Origin of the sequence: Bacillus sp. AP8, assembly GCF_000321185.1 — a bacterium.
In the GTDB taxonomy this organism is placed as follows: domain Bacteria; phylum Bacillota; class Bacilli; order Bacillales; family DSM-1321; genus Bacillus_AD; species Bacillus_AD massilioanorexius.
Window position 1 is genome coordinate 164,834 of record NZ_CAPG01000038.1, and the last position, 25,363, is coordinate 190,196.

Below are 25,363 nucleotides of genomic sequence, written 5' to 3' on the forward strand. Positions count from 1 at the left end.
TTTTTTAAAGCTATATAATTCATTGCTGATATCGACTCCAATTCGTCCTTTTTTACAGTACCACCAAAGTGAGTATATAGCTTAAAAAAGGGTGTCAAAGAAAAGCAAAGCTTTTTAGACACCCTTTTAACAATCAAATTTGGTTAGCAAAAAGCTACGCTTCTGCATGACCATTATTATAGAACCTATTTATCTCTACTTATTAGAGTGTTTTTTGACCTGGTCTCCAGTTTGCTGGGCAAAGACCACCAGTTTGTAGCGCTTGAAGAACTCGAAGTGTTTCATCAACGTCACGCCCAATATTATTATGATTTGTTACCGAGTATTGAAGCTCACCTTCTGGATTAATGATGAATAACCCACGAAGTGCAATACCTTCTTCCTCAATTAACACACCATATTCTCTAGAGATAACATGATTTGTATCTGCCGCTAATGGATAGTTTAGATTCCCTAAACCATTTTCCTTACGATCTGTTTTAATCCAAGCTAAATGTGTGTGAATTGTATCTGTAGATACTCCAATCACTTCTGCATCCAAATCTTCAAATTCATCATAACGATCAGAAAGGGCTGTTATTTCAGTTGGACAAACAAAAGTGAAATCCATTGGATAGAAAAATAATACAGTCCATTTATCGTTCTTCATATTTTCTTCAAGACTAACTTTACCAAATTCTTTATTAGGTAACACTGCTTCCATTTCAAATCTTGGTGCTTGTTTTCCTACCATACGTTCAGGCATTTGTATATCCCTCCAAAAGTTATTTTGATATGTAAATTGAGATTATTAAACAGTCTCAATTATTCAAATACTCACAAAATTAATTATATCATTCGACAAATCAAAGTCAAATTATAGCTAATAATGGAAATTATTATCCATTTTCGCCAAACTATTTATGTAGGTAACACTGTTTTATGGACAAAACAAAAAAGACAGTATTTAACTGCTTTTTTGTGATTTTATTTATTCCCTATCCATTCAATGTATGAACAAAGTAAATCAATCGCTTTTGGTATAGCTTCCTCCTTAGGGTTTAGTTGAGCATGATGTAACCCTTGATTTGAATCAACGCCTAGCCAAAACATAAAGCCTGGGATTTCCTTAAGCATGTATCCAAAATCCTCACCAGTCATCGCTTCTGTACATTCAACTAATTTCATTTCACTTTCTTCATCAACAAAACGCATAAATTCTCGTGTCAACTTTTCTTCATTAAACACTTGATAGTACATCGCTCCATAATCAATAGCTGCTTCACATTCAAAACCAAGCTTCAAGCCATTCACCAAAGCTTCAATTCTTGATTTAACCTTCTTCATACTTTCTGGGGAAAGAGTGCGAATGGTCCCCTCTAAGCGTGCGTTTTCAGCTATAACATTTTGGACGGCTCCACCTGTTACTTTACCAATTGTGATAACAGCAGAGTCTAAAGGATCGACATTTCTTGATATAATAGTTTGTAATTGTCCAACTAATTGACAAGCTGATACTACCATATCATTTGTTTTATGAGGGTAAGCAGCATGTCCACCCTTACCCACTAAATCGATATACAATTCTGAAGTATTGGCGAATAATAAGCCTTCTTTAGTAGCAATTGTACCAACAGGGTACTCAGGAGCAATATGTAATCCTATTATCATATCAGGTTTCCATTTTTTCATCTGCTCTGATGACATCATTGGTAACGCACCACCTGGCCCTTCTTCAGCAGGTTGAAAGATAAATAGCATATCATCTTTTATAGGATGTTCAACTATATATGTTAGTACACCTAGCGCAATACTCATATGAAAATCATGCCCACACGCATGCATTTTACCTTCGTGTTCTGAAGCAAAAGGTAATTTTGTCTGTTCAACAATAGGCAAACCATCAATATCCGCACGATAACCTATTGTTTTCGATGGATTTATCCCTTTAACTTTTACGAATATTCCTGTTTTCCATGTCTCAAATATTAAACGTTCTTGAGATAACCTACTTATATAGTCCAACAAAAAGGCTTGTGTTTTATATTCCTCAAACCCTAATTCTGGAATTTTATGTAACTTTCTTCGAATATCGACAAAAGCTGATTTTGTACTCAAAAAAATTCCCCCATATTAAAATGTCTTTATCGTATTATAGTGTAGATTAACAAAAAATTCTATGCCATGCTGGCTCTATAAAGCATATTTATAAAGATAAATCCTCTCTTTTGATGCATTTTAAATGACTGTAAATAGAAAAATACCGTATCAATGCCTCTTCTACATTAATACGGTATTTTTTAATTCTTTATAGTTGACGTAATTCTTGCATGATTTCTGTTTTAGATTTTGTTTTATCATCAATTTGCTTAATGACTCTTGCAGGTACACCTGCAGCTACGGAGTAAGGAGGAATATCTGCAGTTACGACAGCACCCGCTGCAACGACAGAACCTTTTCCAACTCTAACTCCTTCTAACACAACAGCATTTGCACCAATTAAAACGTCATCCTCAATGATAACTGGTTGAGCAGAAGGTGGTTCGATCACACCAGCTAATACTGAGCCCGCTCCAATGTGACAATTGTTTCCGACAGTAGCACGACCACCCATTACAACGTTCATATCAATCATTGTACCAGAACCGATAACAGCACCGATATTTATGGAAGCTCCCATCATAATGACAGCATTCTCGCCAATTTCAACTTGGTCACGAATAATTGCACCTGGCTCGATTCGCGCTTTAATATTTTTCATATCAAGTAAAGGAATCGCTGAATTTCTACGATCGTTTTCAACAACGTAATCTTCTACTTTAGAAGCATTTGCTTGAAGTGCTTGATTAATGTCATCCCATTCTCCAAATAACACACCTGTATTTCCATTAATAAAAGCTTGAGTAGACTCACCAAAATTAATTCCCTCTAAATCCCCTTTGATGTATACCTTAACTGGTGTTGATTTTTTAGCATTTGCTATGTATGAAATAATTTCTTTTGCATCTAACATTTTCATATATTATTCCTCCCATATTTCAAAAATTACTATTGTTACTTTAACAAACTGTAGCAAGATAGACAAGCTAAAGGTCAATTTTTCTGAAAATTCGATTGTTTTATAAATTCTTGTACTACCTCAACAAAGGCTTGCACTTGTTGTAGTTGGAATGACTTTTCATATCCTAAAAGCCATGTATCACGTTCAAGATGTTCGTTATGATCATCAAATAACGGAATTTTATAAATGTTATGATCATCGTTTTGGATCGTTATACCCGGTAAAATAGCATAACCAATTCCATTTAGCGCCATTTGTTTGCACGTTTCTATTTGATCTACAACAATTGTCCGTTTTGGAACACTTTTAAAATGTCGTAACCACCAATCTTGAATTTCTTGATAATAATTTGAATCACTTTTAAATTGAATATACGGCCGATCTGTCTCAAGCACCTGTTCTAATTTGTTCATTTCAGTATCTACTAGAAACATTTGATCTTTAAATAAATGATGTCTGACACCTTTCCAGTCCGGCATCCCCCTAATTATTCCAATATGAACCGTATCTTCATATAACGACTTCAGAATGTCACTACTCCATCCAGTCACTAAAGATATTTTGGCATGGGGGTACTTACTTACATAGCTCTTTAGAACTTTTGGTAACCAATTTTGCCCTACTATGGTCGCACACGCAATTTTTAGTGTTCCATATACCCGATTATCCATAGCTTTGATTTCTTCACGAACTCTTTCTTCTTTTTCTAAAATCATATTGGCTAGTTTAATGACTTCTTCTCCAGCAGGTGTTAAAGTAAGACCTTTTTGTGATCGAATAAAAATCTTTGTTTCCCAATCCTTTTCAATAGACTGTAATCGTTGTGATAAGGCAGGCTGCGAAACAAATAATCGATCTGCTGCTTTACGCATATTCATTTCTTGAGCTAAAACAGATAAAAGTTGATATTCTGAGAAACTCATCAGCATTCCCTCTTCATAATAAATTCTTATTAAAATACAAAATTACATTTGTATTTTATTATAGATAAATTCAAACGCGATAGCAATTTCTAAATATTAAAAAACTAGGATTCATCTTTTTATGTCTCCAAATAAAAAAAGTACGAGATATAAGATTCCCTTATATGCCGTACTCTTTTTATCATTATGTTTTTTAGACTCTATAAGCCTGTTTTCGTTAAGAGATTTCTTTACATTAAAGCTATACATATCCTACAAGTAATCAGTATAACTCCTATTGTAGTTGATCTTGAAATTCCTTTAATAAAGCTCTTCTTGTTAATATGCCTTCGAAGATACCTTCCTCATTTTCAACACATATGAAAGGATGATCAATTAATAAAGCTAAGCCTTTTTCTACATTATCTTCTAATTTTAATCTTGGAAGTTCATCATTCATTACATCGCTTACTTTTAATTCTTCAAGCTTCTCAAATTCAATTCTTTCTAAACCTAATATTGCATCTAATATCATTGGAGAACTAATCAAACCGTATAATTTAAAGTGAGGATCCAACACTGGTATTGCAGTATATCCGCTTTTAGTTAGGACTAATAATCCGTGCTCAAGGTTATTGGCAATTTGAACGTGGGCTACTCTTTCCGCTGGAATGACAAAACGTTCGATTGAAGAATAAAGTAGCTCAGTATTATTACTTGTAAGCATAATTTTTACCCCTACTCTATTACAAATATTTTTACCTTCTTTTGATTAACATATGATGAAATGATATCGAGGTTCTCATAACCCAAAAAAGATGTGGTAAGAAAACACTTAAAATCGACATACATTCATATAAGGAATAGCATCAGCTTTAAAGCACCATCCTTTTATTGTCAATGCAATAATAGTATATCATAAATTTTACAATCATTGTGAAGTTGACACCTTAAGAAAAAGCGACAAATCTCTCTAATTCTAAGAAATTTGTCACTTTTAAGGTCATAATTATTAGCTTTTAGATCTAAAAAAGAGCCCAAATGGACTCTTAGCCGTGTAGCAAATCAAAAATTTCAATCGTAATCATATCGATGTTATCGAATTGATATTTAGATGATTTACCTTTTTCATCATAAACCTCTAATTCAAACATTGCTGTTTTATTAAAGAACGTAACTTGACATTTTTTCACACCATCTATTTCAAAAAAACGCTGTGCTGTTTCTGTTTCCTTCGCTTGTTCTTGTAAGCTTAACAATCTTGTAATAATCCCTTGTAATTGACTCATGTTGTCTCTCCTTTCAATATGTATCATAATACTTACCGGTAGGTTTCACTATACCATAAGATATTATCCATATGCTATGCTAAAGTATATTCAGAATTTTCTTGGTATGTTTACTTTGCAAATCTTTCCTTTTACAATAAAGATATTCTAATGAAAGAGTGGTGGAAAAAGTTTGACTAAAGTAGAACAAATTAATAGTACAATTTTTTGCATCGATTGTCACGATTTACAACGCAAAAATCGAACAGGAAGTTATATTTTAAAAGGAAAGAAGTCTACACTTATTGAAACCTCAGCAAGTCCGTCCATTCCATACATATTATCTGGATTGGAACAACTGGAAGTTAACTTAGAAACAATTGAACATATTATCGTCACTCACATTCACCTTGATCATGCTGGTGGAGCTGGACTATTATTAGAAAAATGCCCTAATGCGGATTTAATTGTTCACCCTAAGGGAGCAAGACATTTAGTAGATCCAAGTCGCTTAATTGCAGGAGCACGCGCTGTGTATGGTGACGACTTTGATTCATTATTTAATCCAATCCTAGCTATTCCAAAAGAAAGAATTAAAATTGTTGAACACGGAGAAGAACTTATTCTAGAGGATCGTAAATTAACCTTCTACCATACACCTGGACATGCTAACCACCATATTTCTATTCACGACTCCTTATCAAACGGTATATTCACAGGAGATACTACAGGGATCCATTATCAAGAATTAGATCAAAATCAAATATCATTGATTTTACCGTCAACATCTCCAAGTCAATTCAACCCTGAAGCAATGTTACAATCAGTTAGTCTAATTGAACAAATTGACCCATCCATCATTTACTTTGGACATTATGGACATAGTAGTAAACCAAATGAGATGTATAAACAAATTCGATATTGGCTACCGATCTTTATAGAATGTGGAGAAAAAGCAATGATTTCTTGTGAAGATACAAACGAAAGAGTGCAACTGACTAGTGAATTACTTTTGAATGAAATTAAAAAGTATTTACCTGATGGGGAAGTTGAAAATAACACAGCACTAAAAGAAATTTTAGATTTAGATCTTCAAGTGTCATCTATGGGAATAATTGATACATTAATAAAGAATTCTTCAAGAAATCGTTAATACATACAAAAAATAGCTCTTTATATTATACTAGGTATTAGCAAAAACTTAATGGAGGATTTTTATGAACAAAGTTGTATTATTTACTCAACCAAATTGCCCACCTTGTCAATTTGCAAAATTATATTTTACAAATCATAACATTGATTTTGAAGAAAAAAATATAGCTAAAGATGGTAGAGCAAAAAAAGAATTAATGAATAAATATAATGCATTTTCAACTCCTACAATCGTAATTAATGAAACCGTAATAATTGGTTTTGATCAAGAAAAGATTGAACAACTACTTTCTATTCATTAATAAAAATTCATTTCTTACCTATAGTAAAGAATGGTTGAAATACTACTAAAAGAGGGTGCCCTCAAAGCTTTGCTTTTATTGGACACCCTCTTTTCTATTAACAATCCCTTATGGTTCTTCATAATGATCAAAATCATTATGAAGAACTTTCAAAAAATATCATGCTCATATAAATAGTCATACGAAATATCAACGAACAAATAGTCATTCTCATTTAATGGTATAGAAAATGTTCGTATCGTTTCACCCGTTTCAATATCGCTATAGGAATCTGATAGTTCACCTTTTTGATCATTTCTCATTTTAATAATTGTTTTTAAGAAATAAGGTCTCCAGCTCCAATTCTTAGACTTATATTCATTCTGGACAAGCCAATTTCCCTCTTTTTTAAAGATATTAGGAGACTTTTGAAAACCATCTTCATCACAAATATATAATCGAAATGCATAATGTTCTAACATAACTGCCAAGTCATGAAGCTCTGAATAATCTGAACTCGTTATCTTTATTTTTTGGATAATGTTTTGAACATCTTCTTGGAGCTTTTTTTTCGTGTTGAATTTCTGTTCAAGGTTTTTTTTCTCAGAGGTTATAAAGCTATGACATTCCTGTCTAAAACGATCTTTTAATAATTCCTTTTCTATCAGGCTAGCATTAGGTTCAGCTAAGTAAAATCCTTGATAATAACGTCCACCATTCCTCCATGCAAACTGTAGCTGATAGACTGTTTCAATACTTTCATACAATAAAGTCGCACCATTTTTTCTAGCAATAATCCCTAGTGAAGATATAATATCTTTTTGAGAATTCCACCCTTGGCTTTTCAATTGCTCAAGGTTTACTTTTAAAATATGTGGCGAAAGTAAACTAATTCGATCTAAATGATTATCTCCACCTAGATGATCAATCGCTATTTTTATCCCGTACGTTTTATAATACGATAATAAATGATGAAGACTTTCCAAATCACCTGCAAATTTCTTCTCAGATAGTTCAATAACAATTCTTGACATCTCATTTTCACTTACATATTTCTTAACTATTTCAAGGAAATCCTCACCATAGTCAAGCATTAAGAGATTTGGATCTCGATTGATGAATATGAGGAAATCCCCGTCTTCATTCATTAGCTTTTCTAATGCCAATTCTAAAATACGATTATCTACATCAATTCTATACTCTTCTGGTATCGTTTCATCATGAAAAAACGTTCCTAAACTCACTACATCTGAATCATATACATACCTTCCTAAGATTTCGTACCCAATTACAACGTGCTCATCAGCACTAAAGATTGGTTGGAAATATGGTTGCAGAGATTCAAGATTTGTCAACACTTCCATTGCGTCCATGCTGTAACCCCCGAACATATTCTTGATAGCTAAATTATACCATTGGTTGTCAATAGATGTAGACAAATTAATACGATGCGTTAGAATGGAAATTGATTTAACCAACTTCCGCCATCTAGAGTGATGCATTCACCATTTAAATATTGTGCCTTATCTGATAGCATAAATGATGCTAAATAGGCAATTTCTTCAGGAGTACCTAATCTTTTCAATGGGACACTATTTATTGTCCGCTTAGCAGCCTCCTCACTAATCCAAAGCTTATCAGCTCCTCCGGTACGTTCAATCGGACCAGGAGCAATCGCATTCACTCTTATCCCATATTGTCTACCCCATTCAACCGCAAGGGTTCTTGTCATAGCAAGGACGCCCGCTTTTGCGCTTGCAGAGTGAATAACTCCAGGACCTGCATCCCAAGCATATGTAGCTACCATATTTAAAATAGAGCCTTTCACTCCATTTTCAATCATATATTTACCAACTTCACTGCTACAATAAAATGTTCCATTTAATACGATATCAATAACTGATTTCCATCCATTTGCAGATAATTTCTCTGCTGGACAAATGAAATTACCCGCTGCATTATTCACTAAAACATCTATCGTGCCAAATTCAGCCACTGTTTGGTTTACCATACTTTTAACTTGCTCAATATCTCTTACATCCATTGCAATAGGTATTACTTTCCCATTTGGATTTTGAATTTCCTCTATTGCACGATTTAATTTTTCTAAGTCTCGTCCAGTAATAACAACATTTGCTCCTTCAGAAACAAATTGCTTAGCCATATACATTCCCATACCACTAGATCCGCCTGTAACGATTACTACTTTCCCTTTCAATTCCATCACCCCACAAAAAATGAATAGTTATTCATTTTTCATTTTACCATTTTTTATCAAAATATAAAAGAACTAATCCATTAGACCATATAATTATTTAAATCGTTGAAAACAAAAATAAGAACAAGCTAAGAGATTTCAAAACTCAGCTTGTTCTTATTCTTATATAAATCCATTTATCTTTAGGTTATTTGAAAGCTCATTACTATAGTTTCAAACAGCTCACTTCGTCACGAAGTCTCACGGATTTCCACCCATTGATTCCTTGTATAAAATCAGCGTAAAAATAGAGCAAAGTTTATCATGAAAATAGCCAAACGCTTTGTCCCTCTTTTAAAAAGGGAAGAATAAAGGAATAGCTAAAATCATAAATATACCAACAAAGAGTTGCAAAGAAACACCTACTCTTATAAAGTCAAAAAATTTCAGTCCTCCAGCCGTCATAACCAGTGCATTTGCTGGTGATGCTACCGGTGTTGCAAAAGACATACTTGCTGCAACCGCCACACAAATCAATAGAGGATAAGGGCTAATTCCCATTGCCACCGCTGTACTAATTGCTACTGGTGAAATAATAACCGCAGTCGCGGTATTGCTAATAAATTGAGATAAGAGCGCCGTTACTATATAGAAACCAATTAACAGCCCATAAGGTCCGGTGTTACCTAGTAAATCGACCATCCCGTTACTAATAAAGTCAACTCCTCCTGTTTTTTCAAGAGCAGTTGCCATCGGAAGCATAGCAGCTATTAAAATAACGGATTCCAAATTTATTCTCTTATACGCCTCTTCTATTGAACGAATACAACCTGTGACAACCATTGAAAAAGCTGCTAGTAATACACTTAATACCGGCGATAGTATATCAAAGGTCATAAGTATAAGCATCATAAGCATAATACCTGCAGCAATAGGAGCCTTTCCACTTGCATGGACAAAATTGACCTCTTCGGAAATAGTCCCTAAAACAATAAAATCATGTTTGTCATTGGAGATCATTTCGATATTTTCCCATTTACCATGCACTAATAAGGCATCACCAAACTTAAGTTTTTCTTTTGCAAAATCTGTCTGAATATACTCTCCCTTTCGATTAATCGCTAATACATTACACGAATATTTCTCACGAAAATGAATATCCATTACTGAATGGTCTTCAAGACTGGAGTGTGGTGCAATTAATATTTCTGTCATACCATACATTTCATTAAGGAAGTTCGCCTTAATATCTTCTAGATGAAAAGGTTTTCTAATCAACTCAAATGTAGATATAAATCTTGTTACAGCTTGTTCTTCACCAAATACTAATAATAAATCATCCGGATGTAGAATTTCATTGGCATTAGCTACAATCGATTGCTTAGCAGACTTCAATGATAATTTTTCTTTTGTTTTTCTTTCTATCTCAATGACCGTTATCTCATAATTTAAGGGAAGCTTTAAGTCTGCTAATCTTTCCCCAACGATATCTGATGTCTTTGGAACATGGACGAAATGTAAACGATCGTATACTTTATACAATCCAGCTAATTCACCAGCTGATATGCCCTTCCCCTTTTGTGAAGGTGCCTCTTCATTACTTGGTAAGAGCTTTTTCCCAAAAGTCATCATGAAGACCAAACCTGCAGCTAGTGCTATAATTCCGACACTTGTAATACTAAAAAAGCCTAGCTCTTCAAAGCCGCCTTTCATTAACGATTCACTAACAACTAAGTTTGTAGGGGAACCAATGAGAGTGAGCAAACCTCCTAAGCTACTCGCAAATGCTAATGGTAACAAGAAGCGCGAAGGACTGATTTGCAATTCAAAAGCGATACTCATAATGATGGGTAAAAGTATGGCTACTGTACCAGTGTTGCTTAAAAAACCACTCATTATCCCTACCGTAATCATTATAATAAAGAGTAGTTTATTCTCACTATTACCACCATATTTTAATAATGTATGTCCTATTTTTTTAGCTAATCCGGAATCAAATATTCCTGCACCAACAACAAATAAACCAGCAATCATAATGACTACTGAATTTGAAAATCCAGCAAGTGCTTCTTTCGGAGATATTACTTCAAACAAAGTTAAAGCAAGCAAAGATCCCATAGCAATTAAATCTGCTCTATATTTATTTTGAACAAACATTATAGTAACAATCAACAATATGATAAATGTGATCATCATAGGATGTATTGTCATTTTAAACCCCCACAAAAACAAAAAGTATTTTATATATTGATTTCACAACTTTCTTTCAAATATGTATTCAATTATCGCGTTACTTTCACGTAGAACATCATGTCAATTATCTATTATTAAGCTAAATGCGGATTTTGCAATATGAAAAAGAATAGATGGTAGGATTGAGAATAATGGCTAAAAAAATAACGAGAAGGAAATTTATAAAAAATAGTATAGTTTCTTTATTTATTCTGGCATGCATTGGATTAGTAAGTCGATTTTACGCTAAATATATCGAACCTTATTGGATTGATATTACTTATCATACCATTTCTCATAAGCTTATACCAAGCGGATTTTCAGGGACAAAAATTGTTCAATTTAGCGACACACACTTAGGTTATCAATTCCAAATAGGTGATTTAAAAAAATGTGTTCATACTATAAATCAGTTAAAACCTGATATTGTTTTATTTACAGGTGATTTATTAGATCGTCCGAATGAATATCCTCTTACTACAGAAATAAGCAATACTTTAAAACAAATAAAAGCCCCAATGGGTAAGTATAGTATATTCGGGAATCATGATCACGGAGGAAATGGGACAAGTAATTACGAAAAAATCATGCATGATAGTGACTTTCATTTATTAAAAAATCAAAATGTAATGATTTCTAATTCCATTAATCAATCTATTTATTTAGCTGGTATTGATGAACCTATGCTAGGCACGCCTAGTTGGGAAGAGACGATGCATAATATCCCTGAAAACGCCTTTAGTATATTATTGTCACATGCCCCCGATTTTGCTGAACGTACTAAAGAATTACCAATAGCGTTACAATTGAGTGGTCATAGTCACGGCGGACAAATTCAACTCCCCATTATTGGAGCTTTTGTTACCCCACCCTTTGCAAAACATTATTATGATGGACTGTATCGTCTCATGTCATTAACATTGTATGTTAATCGTGGATTAGGAACTACTCGTCTTCCCTATCGTTTTTGTTCCCGTCCTGAAATAAGTGTTTTTCATCTACAATGACATCAAATAATAACCAATACTAAACATCAGTGGACTACCCATGATCGTAAGAATGATATAGAGAATAAGCTGTTTATATTCACCATTTTCAAATAATTTTACTGTTTCAATACTAAAAGTTGAAAACGTTGTAAATGCACCCAACACACCTATAAATACAAAGGCTGACAGTGGATTAGACATGGTCATCGTTTGAAAAACACCAAAGATAAATGACCCTATATAATTAATACTCAATGTCGCCCATGAAATGGAGCCAAATGACAACCATTTACTAATCACAATACTACTTAAATATCTTAATGATGCACCTATAAATCCACCCATAAGAATACAGATCATTTCTTTCATAACCTTCTCCCTTTAGATCTTCCAACGATTATTCCTAGTAAACCCGCTCCTACCGCTAAAATACCTGATGATAGCATGTAAAGATACGATAAAATGGGAGAATCGTGAAATAAAGTAAATGATTCAAAAGAGAATGTAGATATTGTAGTAAATCCACCACAAAATCCAGTACCTAGTAAAAGAGTAAACTTCTCTGATAATTTATTTCTTCCAGCTAGAGATGTTATTCCCCCTAGTAGAAAGCATCCAATAATATTAATAGTGAGAGTTGAAAGTGGAAACGCAATTGTAGGAAATAAACTTCCAACTAAATAGCGTAATAATGCACCTAGCGAGCCTCCCATACCAACTATAAAGCTTTTTTTAAACATTCCAAAAACCCTTTCAATCTATTCTATTATAAATGCCCATATTGTAATGTACAGGCTCAATTCTTGTTCATATCCATACACTATACAGAAAAAAGAAATGGAGGTATGGTAATGTATTATTCTTATTACTCCCCATACTACAGTATCTCCCCATATGAAAATAATGGGTATATATATAGAATGACTGATGGCACACTATACTATCCAGATAGCCAAGAAGATCAACGCTTCTTTTTCCCTCTTATTCCTTTTGTGGCAGGTTTGGCAATTGGTCCACTCTTATTCAATAGTTTTAACAGACCATGCTTTCCGCCTTACCCACCGGCTTATCCACAGCCTTATCCATATCCAATGTATGCACCAGCACCTGGCTATCCAACTCATTTTGCCCCTATGCAATTTAATCAGTCTGCACAAACAAACACACCTGTTTATGGAGGAATTACTGAAAACGTCAATATATATACGAAATAGACGTAAATACAAGTTTATACAAAAAGCTATTTTTACAAACTCTGTTGCCACGAACAAGAAGTGAGCATGGGTTAAAATCTGCTCCAAGAAGCTCGCTTTCTGCGGGATGAGAAGTGAAGAAGCTCAACCCACAACACCTATAGGATTTCAACTGTCCAACTCTATCTGCAGGATTTTCGCACCTTACACTCCAAGCACCTGTTTATGTTCATTTTATTTACTAATCTTATAAAAAAACAACCATACTAAAAAGGAATATTATAATCTTATTTTGAAAGGATAACTTAAGAAAACAGATTACTGTTTCTAAAGTTATCCTTTCTTTCTATCCTAATTTTACATACTCCCTTAAACTACATTCTTAAGCTATTTTTCTGACAGCTTATATGAATCTAATTAACATTTATCTCCCTATAAAGATTATACTAAATGAAAATTATAATGAAAAAGTAGGTATTATTCCTATATATCTTTTGAAATAATTATGAAACAAATCTGAATAAATAAAGAATTTTTTTATGATTTAATTACTTTAGTGTGATAAAATGCTATAATAATGACAGATTTTCATACATAGAAAGGAGTTATAATGAAGCCAATGGAAAATAATCATCGACCCGGACAAGTACTTGAACTCTCACAAGCCATCTTTATTGTAAATAAGCATGCCAAAGCGGCACCTCAACCAAGATTTCTATACGAGCTTAAACAATTGGCAATCCAAAAAATGCTTAAAGAAGGTAAAGCAAAAAAACTTGGACTTCATTTTTCCAATAACCCTAGATATGCACAACAGCAATCCGATGTTGTGATTGAGTGTGGAGATTATTTATTTCACGTACCACCATCAAAAGAAGATATTAAATCTCTGCCACATTTAGGCAATCGCATCGCTGACAAACGTAACCCAAAAACACATATGTCATTATCAAAAGCTAAAGCAATTATTTATAATTATATCGGTAAACGCGAGGAACAAAAGGAAAAACGTTCAATTTATTCGCCTCTTTGTAAAAAAAGAAAACAAAAAAACCAAAATACCTCTAACATATTTACTTCTTCTTTTTTAGGAAAAGATTTTTAATAGATAAGAAAAAAGGGCTGTCTGAAAAATGATGTTTTATCACTTTTCAGACAGCCTTTACGCTTAATCTCACCAACATTTTTTATGGATCCTTTTCTCTTACTTTCTAAAAAAGCTGATTTTACGCGTTTTGTCATCTACTTTGCTTTGACAGAAAGAATAATTTAGAAATTATATGAAATACAAGAGGGTGTTCATCACATTATATTTTTGGGACACCCTCTTTTCAATTTTCCCCATTTAGAAATTAATCAATTTAGTCTATAAAAGAAACTGATCAATGTTTGTAATAAGCTCTGCAATTTCAGGCTTACTTACTTGGGCATCTGCGCCTACCATTTGACCTTTATGTCTTAAATCATCCGTTATTAATGATGAGAAAATGATGACTGGAAGTTTTGAAAGTTGTTTATGTCCTTTAATTCTCTTCGTTAAGTGATGTCCATCCATTTGTGGCATTTCGATATCTGTTACGACTAATTGAATATAGTCCTCAATTTTTTTTCCTTCATTCACAACACTTTCTAAATAATTCAAAGCATCTTGACCATTCTCAAAGAATTCAATATATTGAAAGCCCGCTTCTGATAGCGTATCATATAAAAGCTTTCTTAATAATGCAGAATCTTCTGCAACCACAATTCTTTTATCGGATCTCTCTCTTTTTCCAAGTTTCTTCACTTGTTGAACACTAATGCCTGATTCAGGGTTAATCTCAACAACAATTTTTTCAAAATCAAGCAGTAAAATCATTTCCCCACTCATTTTGATAACACCAATAATCTGGCTTTCTATGCCTTGATACATATTCGATGGTTTTTCAATTTGTCCCCAAGAAATTCTATGTATTTGAGTAACACTATGTACATGAAATACAATCTTTTGTTTATTAAATTCGGCTACTATAAATTTATCATCAGAGGGATTTTCAGATGGAGGAAAGCCTAATGCCTCTGCTACATCTACTACAGGTAACACTTCTCCTCTTAATTCAATAATACCTTCTACATTTGGATGTGCCTGTGGTACGATTGTGATTGGAACAGGATTAATGATTTCCTTTACCTTGATTACATTAATTCCAAATTTATTTTGTCCAATACCAAACTCTACAATTTCTAATTCATTTGTCCCACTTTCAAGGAGAATGCCCTTTTTCTGATCCATTTTATCTCGCCCTTTCCACATTCATTATCTCTATATTTAGTCTTTTTTTAAAATTGCCTATAATAAATTATTTTATCATCTTTTCCACTGAGAGTCTTTTATAATTTTAAAACAAATAAAAGACTACTTGAAAGAAATTCCTTTCGAGTAGCCTTTTAAGTTTATTTCTTCTTGAATTCACTATAATAAATAGTTAACGTGCTTTAACAACTATAGTTGCAGGTAATAAGTCATGTAGCGTTTGTTTCTTTTTTGTAAAAAAGAACATTAAAAATCCAATATAGAAAATGCTCGAGATAAAAGTCATAATAACGGCACGCAAAAATGACGTTAAAATACTTATACGATTTCCATCAAGAGTTGTTACTTCTATTCCTAAGATTTTCTTTCCAACTGTAGCTTGCCATTTGGTAGCCTGTAGAATGGTATAATATAAAATACTAATTATAAAAGTCGCTATTAAATATCCAGTGTTATTACTAAGAGAGTAACTTGGATCTAATAGCTGAGAGGAATCAAATGAAACTCCAAGTGCAGCCAGAATTCCCAGCTTATAAACTAAAGTAATAATAGCACTAATAATTAATCCATCAATCACATATGCTCCTAATCGTGCAATAAAGGATGCATAGTTTTTATCTTCATAACCATATTTATTTGCTTCTTTCAAAATGTAAAGCCTCCTAAAAATGTATATAAAACACACTTTATTATATCAATATAACTATAGACTCCTTAGATTTTTATCATTTAATAATATTCTGTATTCTTCCCTTTTTTCTATTCTTCTTTAGATTAATTTTTTTTGTAGTTTCACCAACTATTTATGACTATTATAACCATTTGAATAAAAATAGAGAGGTAGTAACAATTTACTTCATAATGAAATGCTAGTAGTTAGACTTCATTTTAAGATGCTGAAAAAGATGGTACACTATATAAGAAAAATTCATAAAGGATATTTTTTTGACAATTTGTTCTTTTTTCAGTTAGGCTCTTTTATATGTTGTTATTGATATTTAACTCCACTTCAAACAAGATGATTTTGCCTCGCTAAGCACTAACGCATACAAGTTAAACATCTCCATTGTGACATGTAACAAAGCCTATCGTTTATATACATTCAAATTTTTCTATAAAAGGGGGACTTTCTTTTGGAAGTAATTAATCAACGTGTTAGGGACATTGAAATATCAGGAATTCGAAAATTTTCAAATTTAGTAGCTCCGTATAAAGATGTTATTTCTTTAACTATCGGACAACCTGATTTTCCTACACCACTACATATTAAAGAAGCAGCGAAAAAAGCAATTGACGACAATTTTACTACATACACTCACAATGCTGGATTCATTGAATTAAGGACGGCAGCAAGTGAATATATGCTAGAAAAATATCGAGTTTCTTATAACCCTGAAAATGAAGTAATTGTTACTGTAGGAGCAAGTGAAGCAATAGATGTTTCTCTCAGAACAATTCTTACTGATACTAGTGAAGTTATCTTACCTGGTCCAGTTTATCCTGGATACGAGCCAATTATTAAGCTTTGTGGAGCGAAACCGATCTATGCAGATGTTTCGAATAACGGTTTCCGTCTGACAGCAAGTATTTTAAAACAATATATCACAGAACAAACAAGATGCATTATTTTACCTTATCCATCGAATCCAACAGGAGTCACGTTAAGTAAAGAAGAGCTTGAGGAAATTGCGCAGCTTATTAGAGGAAAAAACATAATCATCATTGCTGATGAAATATATAGCGAACTTGTATTTGATCATGAACATACAAGTATCGCTTCATTTCTTCGAGACCAAACTATTGTCATAAATGGTGTTTCAAAATCACATTCAATGACAGGCTGGCGAATTGGATTTTTATTTGCACCTCAAAAAATAAGTGAACAAATTTTAAAAGTGCATCAGTACAATGTCTCATGTGCAACTTCCGTTTCACAAAAAGCGGCATTAAGTGCTTTAACAATAGGGAAAAATGACCCTATAATCATGAAAAAAGAGTACAAAAAAAGACGGGATTACGTATATGATAGACTCACATCCATGAATCTTGACGTTGTAAAGCCTGATGGAGCCTTTTATTTCTTTGTTAAAGTTCCACATGGTTTTAAAGATTCCTTTGATTTCGCTTTAAAATTAGCAGAGGAAGGTAAGGTGGCTGTAGTTCCAGGAAGTGCATTCTCATCGTTTGGAGAACATTTTTTCAGAATTAGTTATGCTACCTCAATGGAAGTATTACAAGAAGCTTTAAATCGACTAGAACACTTTTTATCACAATACTCCAATCAATAAAACAAATGAAAGCTATTCCTTAATGAAACAGAGCTTTTCAGAATTTTTTTCTGGAAAGCCCTGTTTACTGTTTATATTGAATAGAAGAAGTGAGAAATTAATATAGTTTACGAATCAATTTAACGTCTCTATATCCTTCTTCCTTATTTGTTGTAACAACATATATTTCTAATAAGCATCCAATTAAAGAATTCAAAATGTCTTCTAGCTCTCTTGCATTTTGTGGCTTTTGATAACCAAGCTCTTTCAATTCTCTTAATAAAATATGAAATCCAGCATTCGTTTCAATATGACTAAATTTAGTTGGTAGCTGAATATCTTCATCATGCATTAATTTTAATTGCCACTTTAATGGTTTAGCTCCATGAATTGTTTTTTCCCGAGAGTAACCTTCTACTCGAACGACATAATGTCCATCTGGTATCTCTTGAAACTTTTCTTCAATGTCATCAAAAATCCCCATAGCAATCATCTCCCTTCGTCACTTCATACATATGTTAAGTTATTTTTTTTATGAAATGAAATTCATGTCATTGTAAGCATATGTAAAGCTGTATACTGTATCCTCTCTGCTATCTATATTAGAACTCTTTATTATTCACCTTCACCATAAAAAAAGATGGTTAAGTAGCTCATAAAAACAAACTACTTAACCATCTTTCACTTAATTTATGACTTCATATAATTTATAACAATATAATAAGGATAGATATGACGATTTAGAGCATTATTTATTCCAATATTTGAATAAAGCTTGCGTACCACTCTCTCCTTCACCTTTTTCACTGATTTCCTCATACATTTTTTTACTTAAAGACAAACCTGGAGTTTCCATATCCATTTCTTTTGCTTCTTCAAGAGCAATTTGCATATCTTTGATAAAATGCTTTACAAAGAACCCTGGTGAGTAATCTTCATTTAAGATTCTTGGCGCTAAGTTTGATAGACTCCAGCTAGCTGCTGCACCAGTAGAAATGCTTTCTAATACTTTTTGCGGTTGTAATCCTGCTTTTTCCGCATATACTATCGCTTCACAAACACCAATCATATTAGATGCAATAACTATTTGATTACACATTTTTGTATGTTGGCCGGATCCTGCAGGCCCTTGATAAACAATATTAGTTCCCATCGCTTCCAAAATTGGCAGAACCGCTTGAAAATCTTCTTCATCTCCACCAACCATAATGGCTAAGCTTCCTGCTTTTGCCCCAACATCTCCACCTGATACAGGAGCATCTAATGATTTCATCCCTTTTTTCTTCGCTTCTAAATACAATTTCTTCGCTAATGAAGGCTTAGATGTTGTCATATCAATAATATACATTCCTTGACGTCCATGCGTAATAACACCATTTTCACCTAGATAAATTTCTTCCACGTCTTTAGGATAACCCACGATCGAGATAATAACATCCGCTTGTTCTGCTAACTCTTTTGGTGTGGATGCCCATGTAGCTCCTTTATCCAATAAGGATTCAGCTTTTTCTTTCGTTCTTGTATAAACAGAAACCTTATATCCTTTATTCATAATATGTAAAGCCATGCTTTTCCCCATAACGCCAATTCCAATAAAGCCAACTACTGCATCATTTTTAATTTTCCCCATAATCACACCTCATTTGTAATAAAATATAATCCAACCAAGCTTTTTGCCTTCCCCTATATAGCATATCTATTTTTCTTCACTGAGTCTAATCTTTATATGCTAAGCCGAAAAAAATAGCAACTATCCCTTCCTCTCCTCCATTTTCAATACTAAAAAAAGGATGTTGAAAATACTATTTTCAACATCCTTTTATAGAAAGATTTAAGCTTCAATAGCAGCTTTTACAGCAGCTAATACTTCATCGTTCGTTTTCATTTGTAATGCTTGTTCTGCTAATTTTTCCATGTCTGCTTTAGACAAGTTTTTAATTAATGAACGTGCTTTTAGAATGGATGTAGCACTCATAGAGAACTCATCTAATCCTAAACCAAGTAGAAGTGGAATCGCAATTTCATCGCCAGCCATTTCCCCACACATTCCGGCCCATTTGCCTTCTTTATGAGCAGCATCAATAACTTGTTTTACAAGACGTAAAATAGCCGGGTTATATGGTTGGTACAAGTATGAAATTCTTTCATTCATACGGTCTGCAGCCATAGTGTACTGAATTAAATCATTTGTTCCAATTGAGAAGAAATCAACTTCAGTTGCAAATAAATCTGCCATAACTGCTGTTGATGGAATCTCAACCATGATTCCTACTTCGATTGTTTCGCTAACAGCTACGCCTTCTGCAACAAGCTTTTCTTTTTCTTCAAGAAGAATTGCTTTTGCATCACGGAACTCACCAAGTGTAGCAATCATAGGGAACATGATTTTCAAATTACCATATGAGCTTGCACGTAGTAAAGCACGTAGTTGAGTACGGAACATATCTTGTTGATCAAGGCAAAGACGAATCGCTCTGAATCCAAGGAATGGATTCATTTCATGAGGTAAACTTAAATAAGGTAGTTCCTTATCTCCACCGATGTCAAGCGTACGAACAACAACAGGTTTACCGTCCGTCATCCCTTCTAAAACAGCTTTATAAGCTTCGAATTGTTCTTCTTCAGTTGGGAAGTTGTCACGTCCCATGTACAGGAATTCTGTACGATAAAGACCTACACCTTCTCCACCATTATCAATTACACCTTTAATATCTTTAGGTGTACCAATATTTGCTACTAATTCAACATGGTGTCCATCTTTAGAAACCGTTTTTTCATTCACAAGCTTAGCCCATTCGGCTTTTTGCTCTTCATACTTTTGAGCTTTTTGCTCATATTCAGAAATAAGCTCAGGAGTAGGATTGATATGTACTTCTCCACTCAATCCATCTACGATAATAACGTCACCATTTTGAATAGATGTAGTCGCTTGTTTTGTACCAACTACTGCTGGTATTTCCATTGAACGAGCCATAATCGCTGAGTGAGATGTTCTACCACCGATATCAGTCGTGAACGCTTTCACGTAATTACGATTTAATTGAGCTGTATCAGAAGGTGTTAAATCTTCAGCTACAACGATAACTTCTTCAGTAACCATGCTTGGATTTGGAATTAGAACGCCAAGTAAATGAGCTAGAACTCGCTTCGTTACGTCGCGAATATCAGCAGCTCTTTCTTTCATGTACTCATTATCCATTGATTCAAACAGAACAACTAAACCATCGGCAACTTCTTTAAGAGCTGCTTCTGCATTTACGCTTTCAGATTTAATCTTGTCTTCAATTTGTCCTACTAATTCTGGATCAGCTAGAATTAAAAGATGTGCTTCAAAGATTGCTGCTTTGTCAGCACCAAGTTCTTTTTCTGCTCGATCACGAATAGCTTCTAGTTCCGTTTTAGAAGTATTAAGAGCTCCTTGAAAGCGTGTAATCTCTTCTTCAACGTTTTCGATAGCTTTTTTAGTAACTGTTAAATCCGGCTCGATTAGACGGTATGCTTTTGCAATCGCAATACCATTAGAAGCTGCAATTCCATTTAACATTGTAGTCATTATTCAGCTAAACCCTCTTTGTTTAAAGTTTCTGCTAAAGCATTGATTGCTTCTTGCTCATCGCTACCTTCAGCTGTGATTGTGATTTCTGCTCCTTGTCCGATTCCAAGGCTCATAACACCCATGATTGATTTAAGGTTTACTTTTTTACCGTTAAACTCAAGGTTAATTTCTGAATCAAATTTTCCTGCTGCTTGAACAAGTAATGTAGCTGGACGTGCGTGAATTCCTGTATCTGCGATAACTTTAAATGATTGTTGTGCCATAATAATTCAAACTCCTTTAAGTATAATTCTTTATGAGCTCTGTGATCTATGTCATTTGAATACTTTACCCTTTCATGTTACCCAAAAAGATATCATTGTATGTTATTAACATAACCATATTCAAAAAGTAAATTTAGAAATAATCATTTAATAAAAAAATGAAATTTCTAAAGTAAGACTACAGACCTCTTACCCAAAAAAATAATAGCATTACACACGAAAGGTTACAATCACTTTTTTCAATTTTGTATAGGAAAACCCTGAATTTTTTCAAGGTAATTTTCGCTATGGAAAATAATAGGTAAATTTTATTGTTCTTCTTCACGAAAAATTTGTAGTAAAAAACAGATTCAAAACACTTAAGGGTTATAGGAAAATAGTTACATTTAAACAGTTAAAATGTAACTATTATTTATTGCAAAAAGCTTACTTTTGTCGGAAAATTAAATAAAGTAAAACATTTAATTTTAGGTATAATTATCTATTTTTCAATGATTAGATGTCATAAAAAAGCAAAAGAATTCATACAAGGAAGGATTCGCACATGTATAGAAGAAATGAAGCTTTTCGTTATTCATTTGTAGAACCACTTGCAGCTACACTTACTATTCAAAAATTAAATGAGAAGTACGGAAAGGTTGTTCTTTTTCTTCCTCGTTACAATTTCCATTTAAAAAAGAATATTTGATACAAATTGAACTATATATTAACCATAAAGTTCTTATTTTACCTGGTTTTATTGGAAAATGTCGCGGAATGGACTATTTATATGGTTTTGAATTAATAGAAGACGAAGAAATGAACAAACAAATTACTGAAGAAATAAAAAAGTACTCTTTAAAACACAGATAAAAAATACTACCCTAAAAATAAAATTTTAGGGTAGTTCTATCGTTTTTGGCTTTACTGAAAGAAATATGAAAATAAAAATAGAATTTTACCCAAAACCACTTTGTATTTTAGAATGCATTCTTAACTTCTTTCTTCTTCTAAATAACTATAAACGGTAACTCCTCCATGCTTTGCAACTCCATGAAAATGTTTGAAATCTTCCCTCTTTACCAATTGTGCACGAAAAGATAAAAAATCTTCCTTTTTAATAAGAACCTCTGACAGTTCACCATTTTTCAGTTTTTCAAGCAAATCATTTGCCGTTTCACAATTCACGTATAGCACCTCTTTTCAAAACAAAAATGAACATTTTATTCTTCATCATACGTTCATTTAATAATATAACATTACAACCCAATTAATCATTCTACAATCGAAGATTTAAATGATAACCGTCGTTAATTTACTTACAAGACTATAGTGTAAAACTATTTAATTCAGCTTTAACAAAGAAAACTTATTTTTAAGATTTCGTTTTTGAAATTTAGAATTTTTACTTTTTACAATTATTTCAAACTTTTTCACAAAAAAGCCTTTACCTTTTATAAAAAATAGTGCAAACTGTAAAGTATATTTTCGAACAATTGTTTTTGTTTTAAATTTTTCTTTCTTTTCTTTTACTATTCATACGAGCAAACTGTTAAGACAAAAAGTAATAAAATAGAATGCTAAAGGTGTGATTAATATGAAGATAGCACAGATTGGTAATTTAATTGAATTCAAAGATGGATTGCAAGGAATTGTAGAGAAGGTTAACGAAAATTCTGTAATTGTTGATCTAACTTATATGGACAATTATCGTGACCTTGAATTAGAGCAAAAAACAGTAGTTAATCATAAAAACTATAAAATTATAGATTTTCAATGTAACTAAAAAAGATGAAGTAAATAAGCTCTAGTGAAATAGTTTTATTACAATAAGAAAAGCCACGTTTCCTAAAGGTAAATCTCCGACAAACATAAGCCAGATCAACAAGAAGAGTTGCTTTTGAACGTTCTGAACGAATTGGCTTATGAACGTCAGGAGCTAAGTTTAATCAAGTTAAGAATTTTAAAAATTTCCAAACAAAAAGAGTCGATTTTGCACGACTCTTTTTTCATTGATTTGATATCCCCTTCTGCAAAAAGGTTTTTCAGCCTATTACTTGTATAAGTTCATATATTTGTAAAATTTTCTTCTTTGATAATGGTTAATTTAATTATATCATGTTGTAATACCATTAATATTAATATAATTTTTATACAAGGAATCAACTTATTATAGGAGGGAACTTTGATTCATGAAAACAAGTGCCTCAAATCTCCATTTTTTTCTTGGATTAATCAGTGCACATATACTTTTATATATCACATATCAAGATGCTAATGTATTTTGGTATTTATATACCGCAAGTATATTATTTTGTATTTGTTTTGCCATAGTAATTGAAGGTAAGAAAATTCATCAATCATCCATAAATAATATGCTATTTGGAGTAATCTCAGGTATCGCCCTTTTTGCTATTTTTGCTCTGGGAAATTATTTAATTGACTTAGTAAATATCAAAAGTATTTCAAAAGATATTTCTCAGTTGTACAAGCTGTATAGTCCATCTTTACTTTGGCATTACCTCGTTCTATTTATCATTATCATACCTGGTGAGGAAATTTTTTGGAGAGGCTTTATTCAAAAGAAAATATCTAATCATTTTCAAGCAAAAGCAACTGTTGCAATTTCAGCGATTATGTATACTCTTCCAATGATTTATTCACAAAATTACGCTCTAATACTAGCAGGACTTGTAGCTGGTATGGTATGGGCTATTCTATATCAATGGAAAAATAGTCTAACACTCGTGATCATTTCACATATCATTTTTGATTTATTTTTACTCATTCTATTTCCATTAACTTAAAAATGGGTATAGAGATAACGAAAAGAAAGATATATTTCTTAAAAATGAAACTTTTATACTCGTAATCCGTCAATTATTATGAAATACTTTAAAAAGATGAATTAAATACTAATTCATCTTTTTAAAAATATTGTTAAAGCAGGAGGAGTTACAATGAAAAAGCTATTGTTAACCATTTCGCTAGTGAGTTTCCTAATTATTGCTGGCTGTGGAAATGGAACAACAAATAATTCAGATGAAAATCAAGAACAACCAAAAAGCAACGCTTCAGAGCAACCTAAAGATTCTGAATCAAATAAAAAGTCAGATGAAGAGAGCAAAGACAATCAAAATACGGAACAAAAACAGGAAAGCTCCACTACAGAACAAACAGACCAATCAACATCAACAAACGATAGTGACGATTCTAAATCAACGTATCAACAAAGTGGTCAAGCTAAACCTGAAACTGCTAAAACCGTTCAAAGTGATAATCAAGAATTCTCTATAGACCTTTTACCAGGATATGAGCTTACTGGTGAAGAACCTAGAAAAGATGTACTGTATAAAAAAGACGCTGAAGAACTTTCAATGAGAATCGAATTGTTGCCTACAGAAGATTTAAACTGGAGTGTACTCGAGGAAAATATTCCAACTGAACTTTCTTCGGTAAGTACAGATATTACGAACCCTACTGATGCTAATTTACAAATCAATAATGCTTCGATTTATGAAGCAAATAATGGAACAGATATTGTAACGATTTATCTTGTAAAAAGCGAAACAAAACCTATGAAACTAACGGTTTTTTCAACTGTTAAAGATGATAATCGCGCTGCTTTTGTAGAAATGGCTAGAACGATAAAATAATCTCTTAAAGCTGATATCATGAATTTCTTTAAAAGGGGACTCAACCACTGATTAACAAATCATTGGTTGAGTCTCCTTAAACTATGAAATAACAC

Annotated in this window: 28 protein-coding genes; 10 read left to right on the forward strand and 18 right to left on the reverse strand. The window is 32.8% G+C overall.

All coding sequences use genetic code 11. The annotated features are described in order from the left end of the window. Positions 1–202 precede the first annotated feature (202 nt). From BN349_RS11560 to BN349_RS11585, 6 genes are all read right to left on the reverse strand, one after another. Complete coding sequence (locus tag BN349_RS11560; RefSeq protein ID WP_019242477.1) at positions 203–745, reverse strand: peroxiredoxin; 543 nt, start codon at positions 743–745, stop codon at positions 203–205. Positions 746–966: 221 nt separating this feature from the next. Further along, complete coding sequence (locus tag BN349_RS11565) at positions 967–2,097, reverse strand: N-acetyldiaminopimelate deacetylase (protein ID WP_019242478.1); 1,131 nt, start codon at positions 2,095–2,097, stop codon at positions 967–969. Between the two features lie 190 nt (positions 2,098–2,287). Continuing rightward, positions 2,288–2,998 (reverse strand): 2,3,4,5-tetrahydropyridine-2,6-dicarboxylate N-acetyltransferase, encoded by a 711-nt coding sequence (gene dapD, locus BN349_RS11570; RefSeq protein ID WP_019242479.1) that lies wholly within the window; start codon positions 2,996–2,998, stop codon positions 2,288–2,290. Positions 2,999–3,072: 74 nt separating this feature from the next. Then, positions 3,073–3,963 (reverse strand): LysR family transcriptional regulator, encoded by an 891-nt coding sequence (locus tag BN349_RS11575; RefSeq protein WP_019242480.1) that lies wholly within the window; start codon positions 3,961–3,963, stop codon positions 3,073–3,075. Between the two features lie 274 nt (positions 3,964–4,237). Beyond that, on the reverse strand, positions 4,238–4,669 hold the full coding sequence (gene cbpB / locus BN349_RS11580; protein WP_019242481.1) for a cyclic-di-AMP-binding protein CbpB: 432 nt from the start codon (positions 4,667–4,669) through the stop codon (positions 4,238–4,240). A gap of 322 nt (positions 4,670–4,991) precedes the next feature. Continuing rightward, positions 4,992–5,231 (reverse strand): YkuJ family protein, encoded by a 240-nt coding sequence (locus tag BN349_RS11585; RefSeq protein ID WP_019242482.1) that lies wholly within the window; start codon positions 5,229–5,231, stop codon positions 4,992–4,994. A 172-nt stretch (positions 5,232–5,403) separates the two neighbouring features. On the opposite strand from BN349_RS11585, the gene BN349_RS11590 reads away from it, so the two are divergent. Continuing rightward, on the forward strand, positions 5,404–6,363 hold the full coding sequence (locus BN349_RS11590; protein WP_019242483.1) for an MBL fold metallo-hydrolase: 960 nt from the start codon (positions 5,404–5,406) through the stop codon (positions 6,361–6,363). 64 nt (positions 6,364–6,427) lie between these two features. After that, complete coding sequence (locus tag BN349_RS11595; RefSeq protein ID WP_019242484.1) at positions 6,428–6,664, forward strand: glutaredoxin domain-containing protein; 237 nt, start codon at positions 6,428–6,430, stop codon at positions 6,662–6,664. A 149-nt stretch (positions 6,665–6,813) separates the two neighbouring features. On the opposite strand, the gene BN349_RS11600 is transcribed toward BN349_RS11595, so the two are convergent. From BN349_RS11600 to BN349_RS11610, 3 genes are all read right to left on the reverse strand, one after another. Further along, positions 6,814–8,016: an EAL domain-containing protein gene (locus tag BN349_RS11600; RefSeq protein ID WP_019242485.1), complete on the reverse strand. Its 1,203-nt coding sequence runs from the start codon at positions 8,014–8,016 to the stop codon at positions 6,814–6,816. A gap of 80 nt (positions 8,017–8,096) precedes the next feature. Continuing rightward, positions 8,097–8,867, reverse strand: coding sequence for a 2,4-dienoyl-CoA reductase (fadH, locus tag BN349_RS11605; RefSeq protein WP_026089284.1), 771 nt, complete (start codon positions 8,865–8,867; stop codon positions 8,097–8,099). 327 nt (positions 8,868–9,194) lie between these two features. Then, complete coding sequence (locus BN349_RS11610) at positions 9,195–11,051, reverse strand: SLC13 family permease (RefSeq protein ID WP_019242487.1); 1,857 nt, start codon at positions 11,049–11,051, stop codon at positions 9,195–9,197. A gap of 173 nt (positions 11,052–11,224) precedes the next feature. Between BN349_RS11610 and BN349_RS11615 the strand changes: the two genes are divergently transcribed. Next, a complete protein-coding gene (locus tag BN349_RS11615) occupies positions 11,225–12,079 on the forward strand; it encodes a metallophosphoesterase (RefSeq protein WP_019242488.1) in 855 nt (284 codons plus the stop codon). Here the strand turns inward: BN349_RS11615 and crcB (BN349_RS11620) are convergent. After that, positions 12,071–12,430, reverse strand: coding sequence for a fluoride efflux transporter CrcB (gene crcB, locus BN349_RS11620; RefSeq protein ID WP_019242489.1), 360 nt, complete (start codon positions 12,428–12,430; stop codon positions 12,071–12,073). The two genes, BN349_RS11615 and crcB (BN349_RS11620), sit on opposite strands and share 9 nt — an antisense overlap. Further along, positions 12,427–12,801 (reverse strand): fluoride efflux transporter CrcB, encoded by a 375-nt coding sequence (gene crcB / locus BN349_RS11625; protein WP_019242490.1) that lies wholly within the window; start codon positions 12,799–12,801, stop codon positions 12,427–12,429. Before crcB (BN349_RS11625) ends, crcB (BN349_RS11620) begins: the two co-directional genes overlap by 4 nt. Positions 12,802–12,912: 111 nt before the next feature. Between crcB (BN349_RS11625) and BN349_RS23840 the strand changes: the two genes are divergently transcribed. Together BN349_RS23840 and BN349_RS23845 are read left to right on the forward strand one after the other, a co-directional pair. Then, complete coding sequence (locus BN349_RS23840; protein ID WP_019242491.1) at positions 12,913–13,275, forward strand: hypothetical protein; 363 nt, start codon at positions 12,913–12,915, stop codon at positions 13,273–13,275. A gap of 589 nt (positions 13,276–13,864) precedes the next feature. Then, positions 13,865–14,359 carry a YkyB family protein gene (locus BN349_RS23845; RefSeq protein ID WP_019242492.1) on the forward strand — a complete coding sequence of 165 codons (495 nt, stop codon included), beginning with the start codon at positions 13,865–13,867 and terminating at the stop codon, positions 14,357–14,359. A 261-nt stretch (positions 14,360–14,620) separates the two neighbouring features. On the opposite strand, the gene BN349_RS11640 is transcribed toward BN349_RS23845, so the two are convergent. Together BN349_RS11640 and BN349_RS11645 are read right to left on the reverse strand one after the other, a co-directional pair. Further along, positions 14,621–15,526 carry a chemotaxis protein gene (locus BN349_RS11640; protein WP_026089286.1) on the reverse strand — a complete coding sequence of 302 codons (906 nt, stop codon included), beginning with the start codon at positions 15,524–15,526 and terminating at the stop codon, positions 14,621–14,623. Positions 15,527–15,719: 193 nt separating this feature from the next. Next, positions 15,720–16,196 carry an RDD family protein gene (locus tag BN349_RS11645; RefSeq protein ID WP_019242494.1) on the reverse strand — a complete coding sequence of 159 codons (477 nt, stop codon included), beginning with the start codon at positions 16,194–16,196 and terminating at the stop codon, positions 15,720–15,722. Positions 16,197–16,680: 484 nt separating this feature from the next. Here BN349_RS11645 and BN349_RS11650 point away from each other — a divergent pair, with 484 nt between their 5' ends. Continuing rightward, positions 16,681–17,835: an aminotransferase A gene (locus tag BN349_RS11650; RefSeq protein WP_019242495.1), complete on the forward strand. Its 1,155-nt coding sequence runs from the start codon at positions 16,681–16,683 to the stop codon at positions 17,833–17,835. Between the two features lie 97 nt (positions 17,836–17,932). Here the strand turns inward: BN349_RS11650 and BN349_RS11655 are convergent, their stop codons facing one another. The 4 genes from BN349_RS11655 to BN349_RS11670 form a co-directional block, all read right to left on the reverse strand. Then, complete coding sequence (locus BN349_RS11655) at positions 17,933–18,298, reverse strand: hypothetical protein (RefSeq protein ID WP_019242496.1); 366 nt, start codon at positions 18,296–18,298, stop codon at positions 17,933–17,935. 264 nt (positions 18,299–18,562) lie between these two features. Then, a complete protein-coding gene (locus tag BN349_RS11660; RefSeq protein WP_019242497.1) occupies positions 18,563–19,444 on the reverse strand; it encodes an NAD(P)-dependent oxidoreductase in 882 nt (293 codons plus the stop codon). 201 nt (positions 19,445–19,645) lie between these two features. Continuing rightward, positions 19,646–21,367 carry a phosphoenolpyruvate--protein phosphotransferase gene (gene ptsP, locus BN349_RS11665; protein WP_019242498.1) on the reverse strand — a complete coding sequence of 574 codons (1,722 nt, stop codon included), beginning with the start codon at positions 21,365–21,367 and terminating at the stop codon, positions 19,646–19,648. Further along, complete coding sequence (locus tag BN349_RS11670; protein WP_019242499.1) at positions 21,367–21,633, reverse strand: phosphocarrier protein HPr; 267 nt, start codon at positions 21,631–21,633, stop codon at positions 21,367–21,369. Before BN349_RS11670 ends, ptsP begins: the two co-directional genes overlap by 1 nt. A gap of 544 nt (positions 21,634–22,177) precedes the next feature. On the opposite strand from BN349_RS11670, the gene BN349_RS25890 reads away from it, so the two are divergent. Then, complete coding sequence (locus tag BN349_RS25890) at positions 22,178–22,321, forward strand: hypothetical protein (RefSeq protein WP_019242500.1); 144 nt, start codon at positions 22,178–22,180, stop codon at positions 22,319–22,321. A gap of 284 nt (positions 22,322–22,605) precedes the next feature. Here BN349_RS25890 and BN349_RS11685 read toward each other — a convergent pair whose 3' ends face one another. Continuing rightward, positions 22,606–22,800, reverse strand: coding sequence for a hypothetical protein (locus BN349_RS11685; RefSeq protein ID WP_019242502.1), 195 nt, complete (start codon positions 22,798–22,800; stop codon positions 22,606–22,608). A 409-nt stretch (positions 22,801–23,209) separates the two neighbouring features. Between BN349_RS11685 and BN349_RS11690 the strand changes: the two genes are divergently transcribed. The 3 genes from BN349_RS11690 to BN349_RS11700 all read left to right on the forward strand — a co-directional run bounded on the left by BN349_RS11690 (position 23,210) and on the right by BN349_RS11700 (position 25,268). Further along, complete coding sequence (locus BN349_RS11690) at positions 23,210–23,398, forward strand: YkvS family protein (RefSeq protein WP_019242503.1); 189 nt, start codon at positions 23,210–23,212, stop codon at positions 23,396–23,398. Between the two features lie 406 nt (positions 23,399–23,804). Next, on the forward strand, positions 23,805–24,419 hold the full coding sequence (locus BN349_RS11695; RefSeq protein WP_019242504.1) for a CPBP family intramembrane glutamic endopeptidase: 615 nt from the start codon (positions 23,805–23,807) through the stop codon (positions 24,417–24,419). Between the two features lie 153 nt (positions 24,420–24,572). Continuing rightward, a complete protein-coding gene (locus BN349_RS11700; protein WP_019242505.1) occupies positions 24,573–25,268 on the forward strand; it encodes a hypothetical protein in 696 nt (231 codons plus the stop codon). Positions 25,269–25,363: the final 95 nt, after the last annotated feature.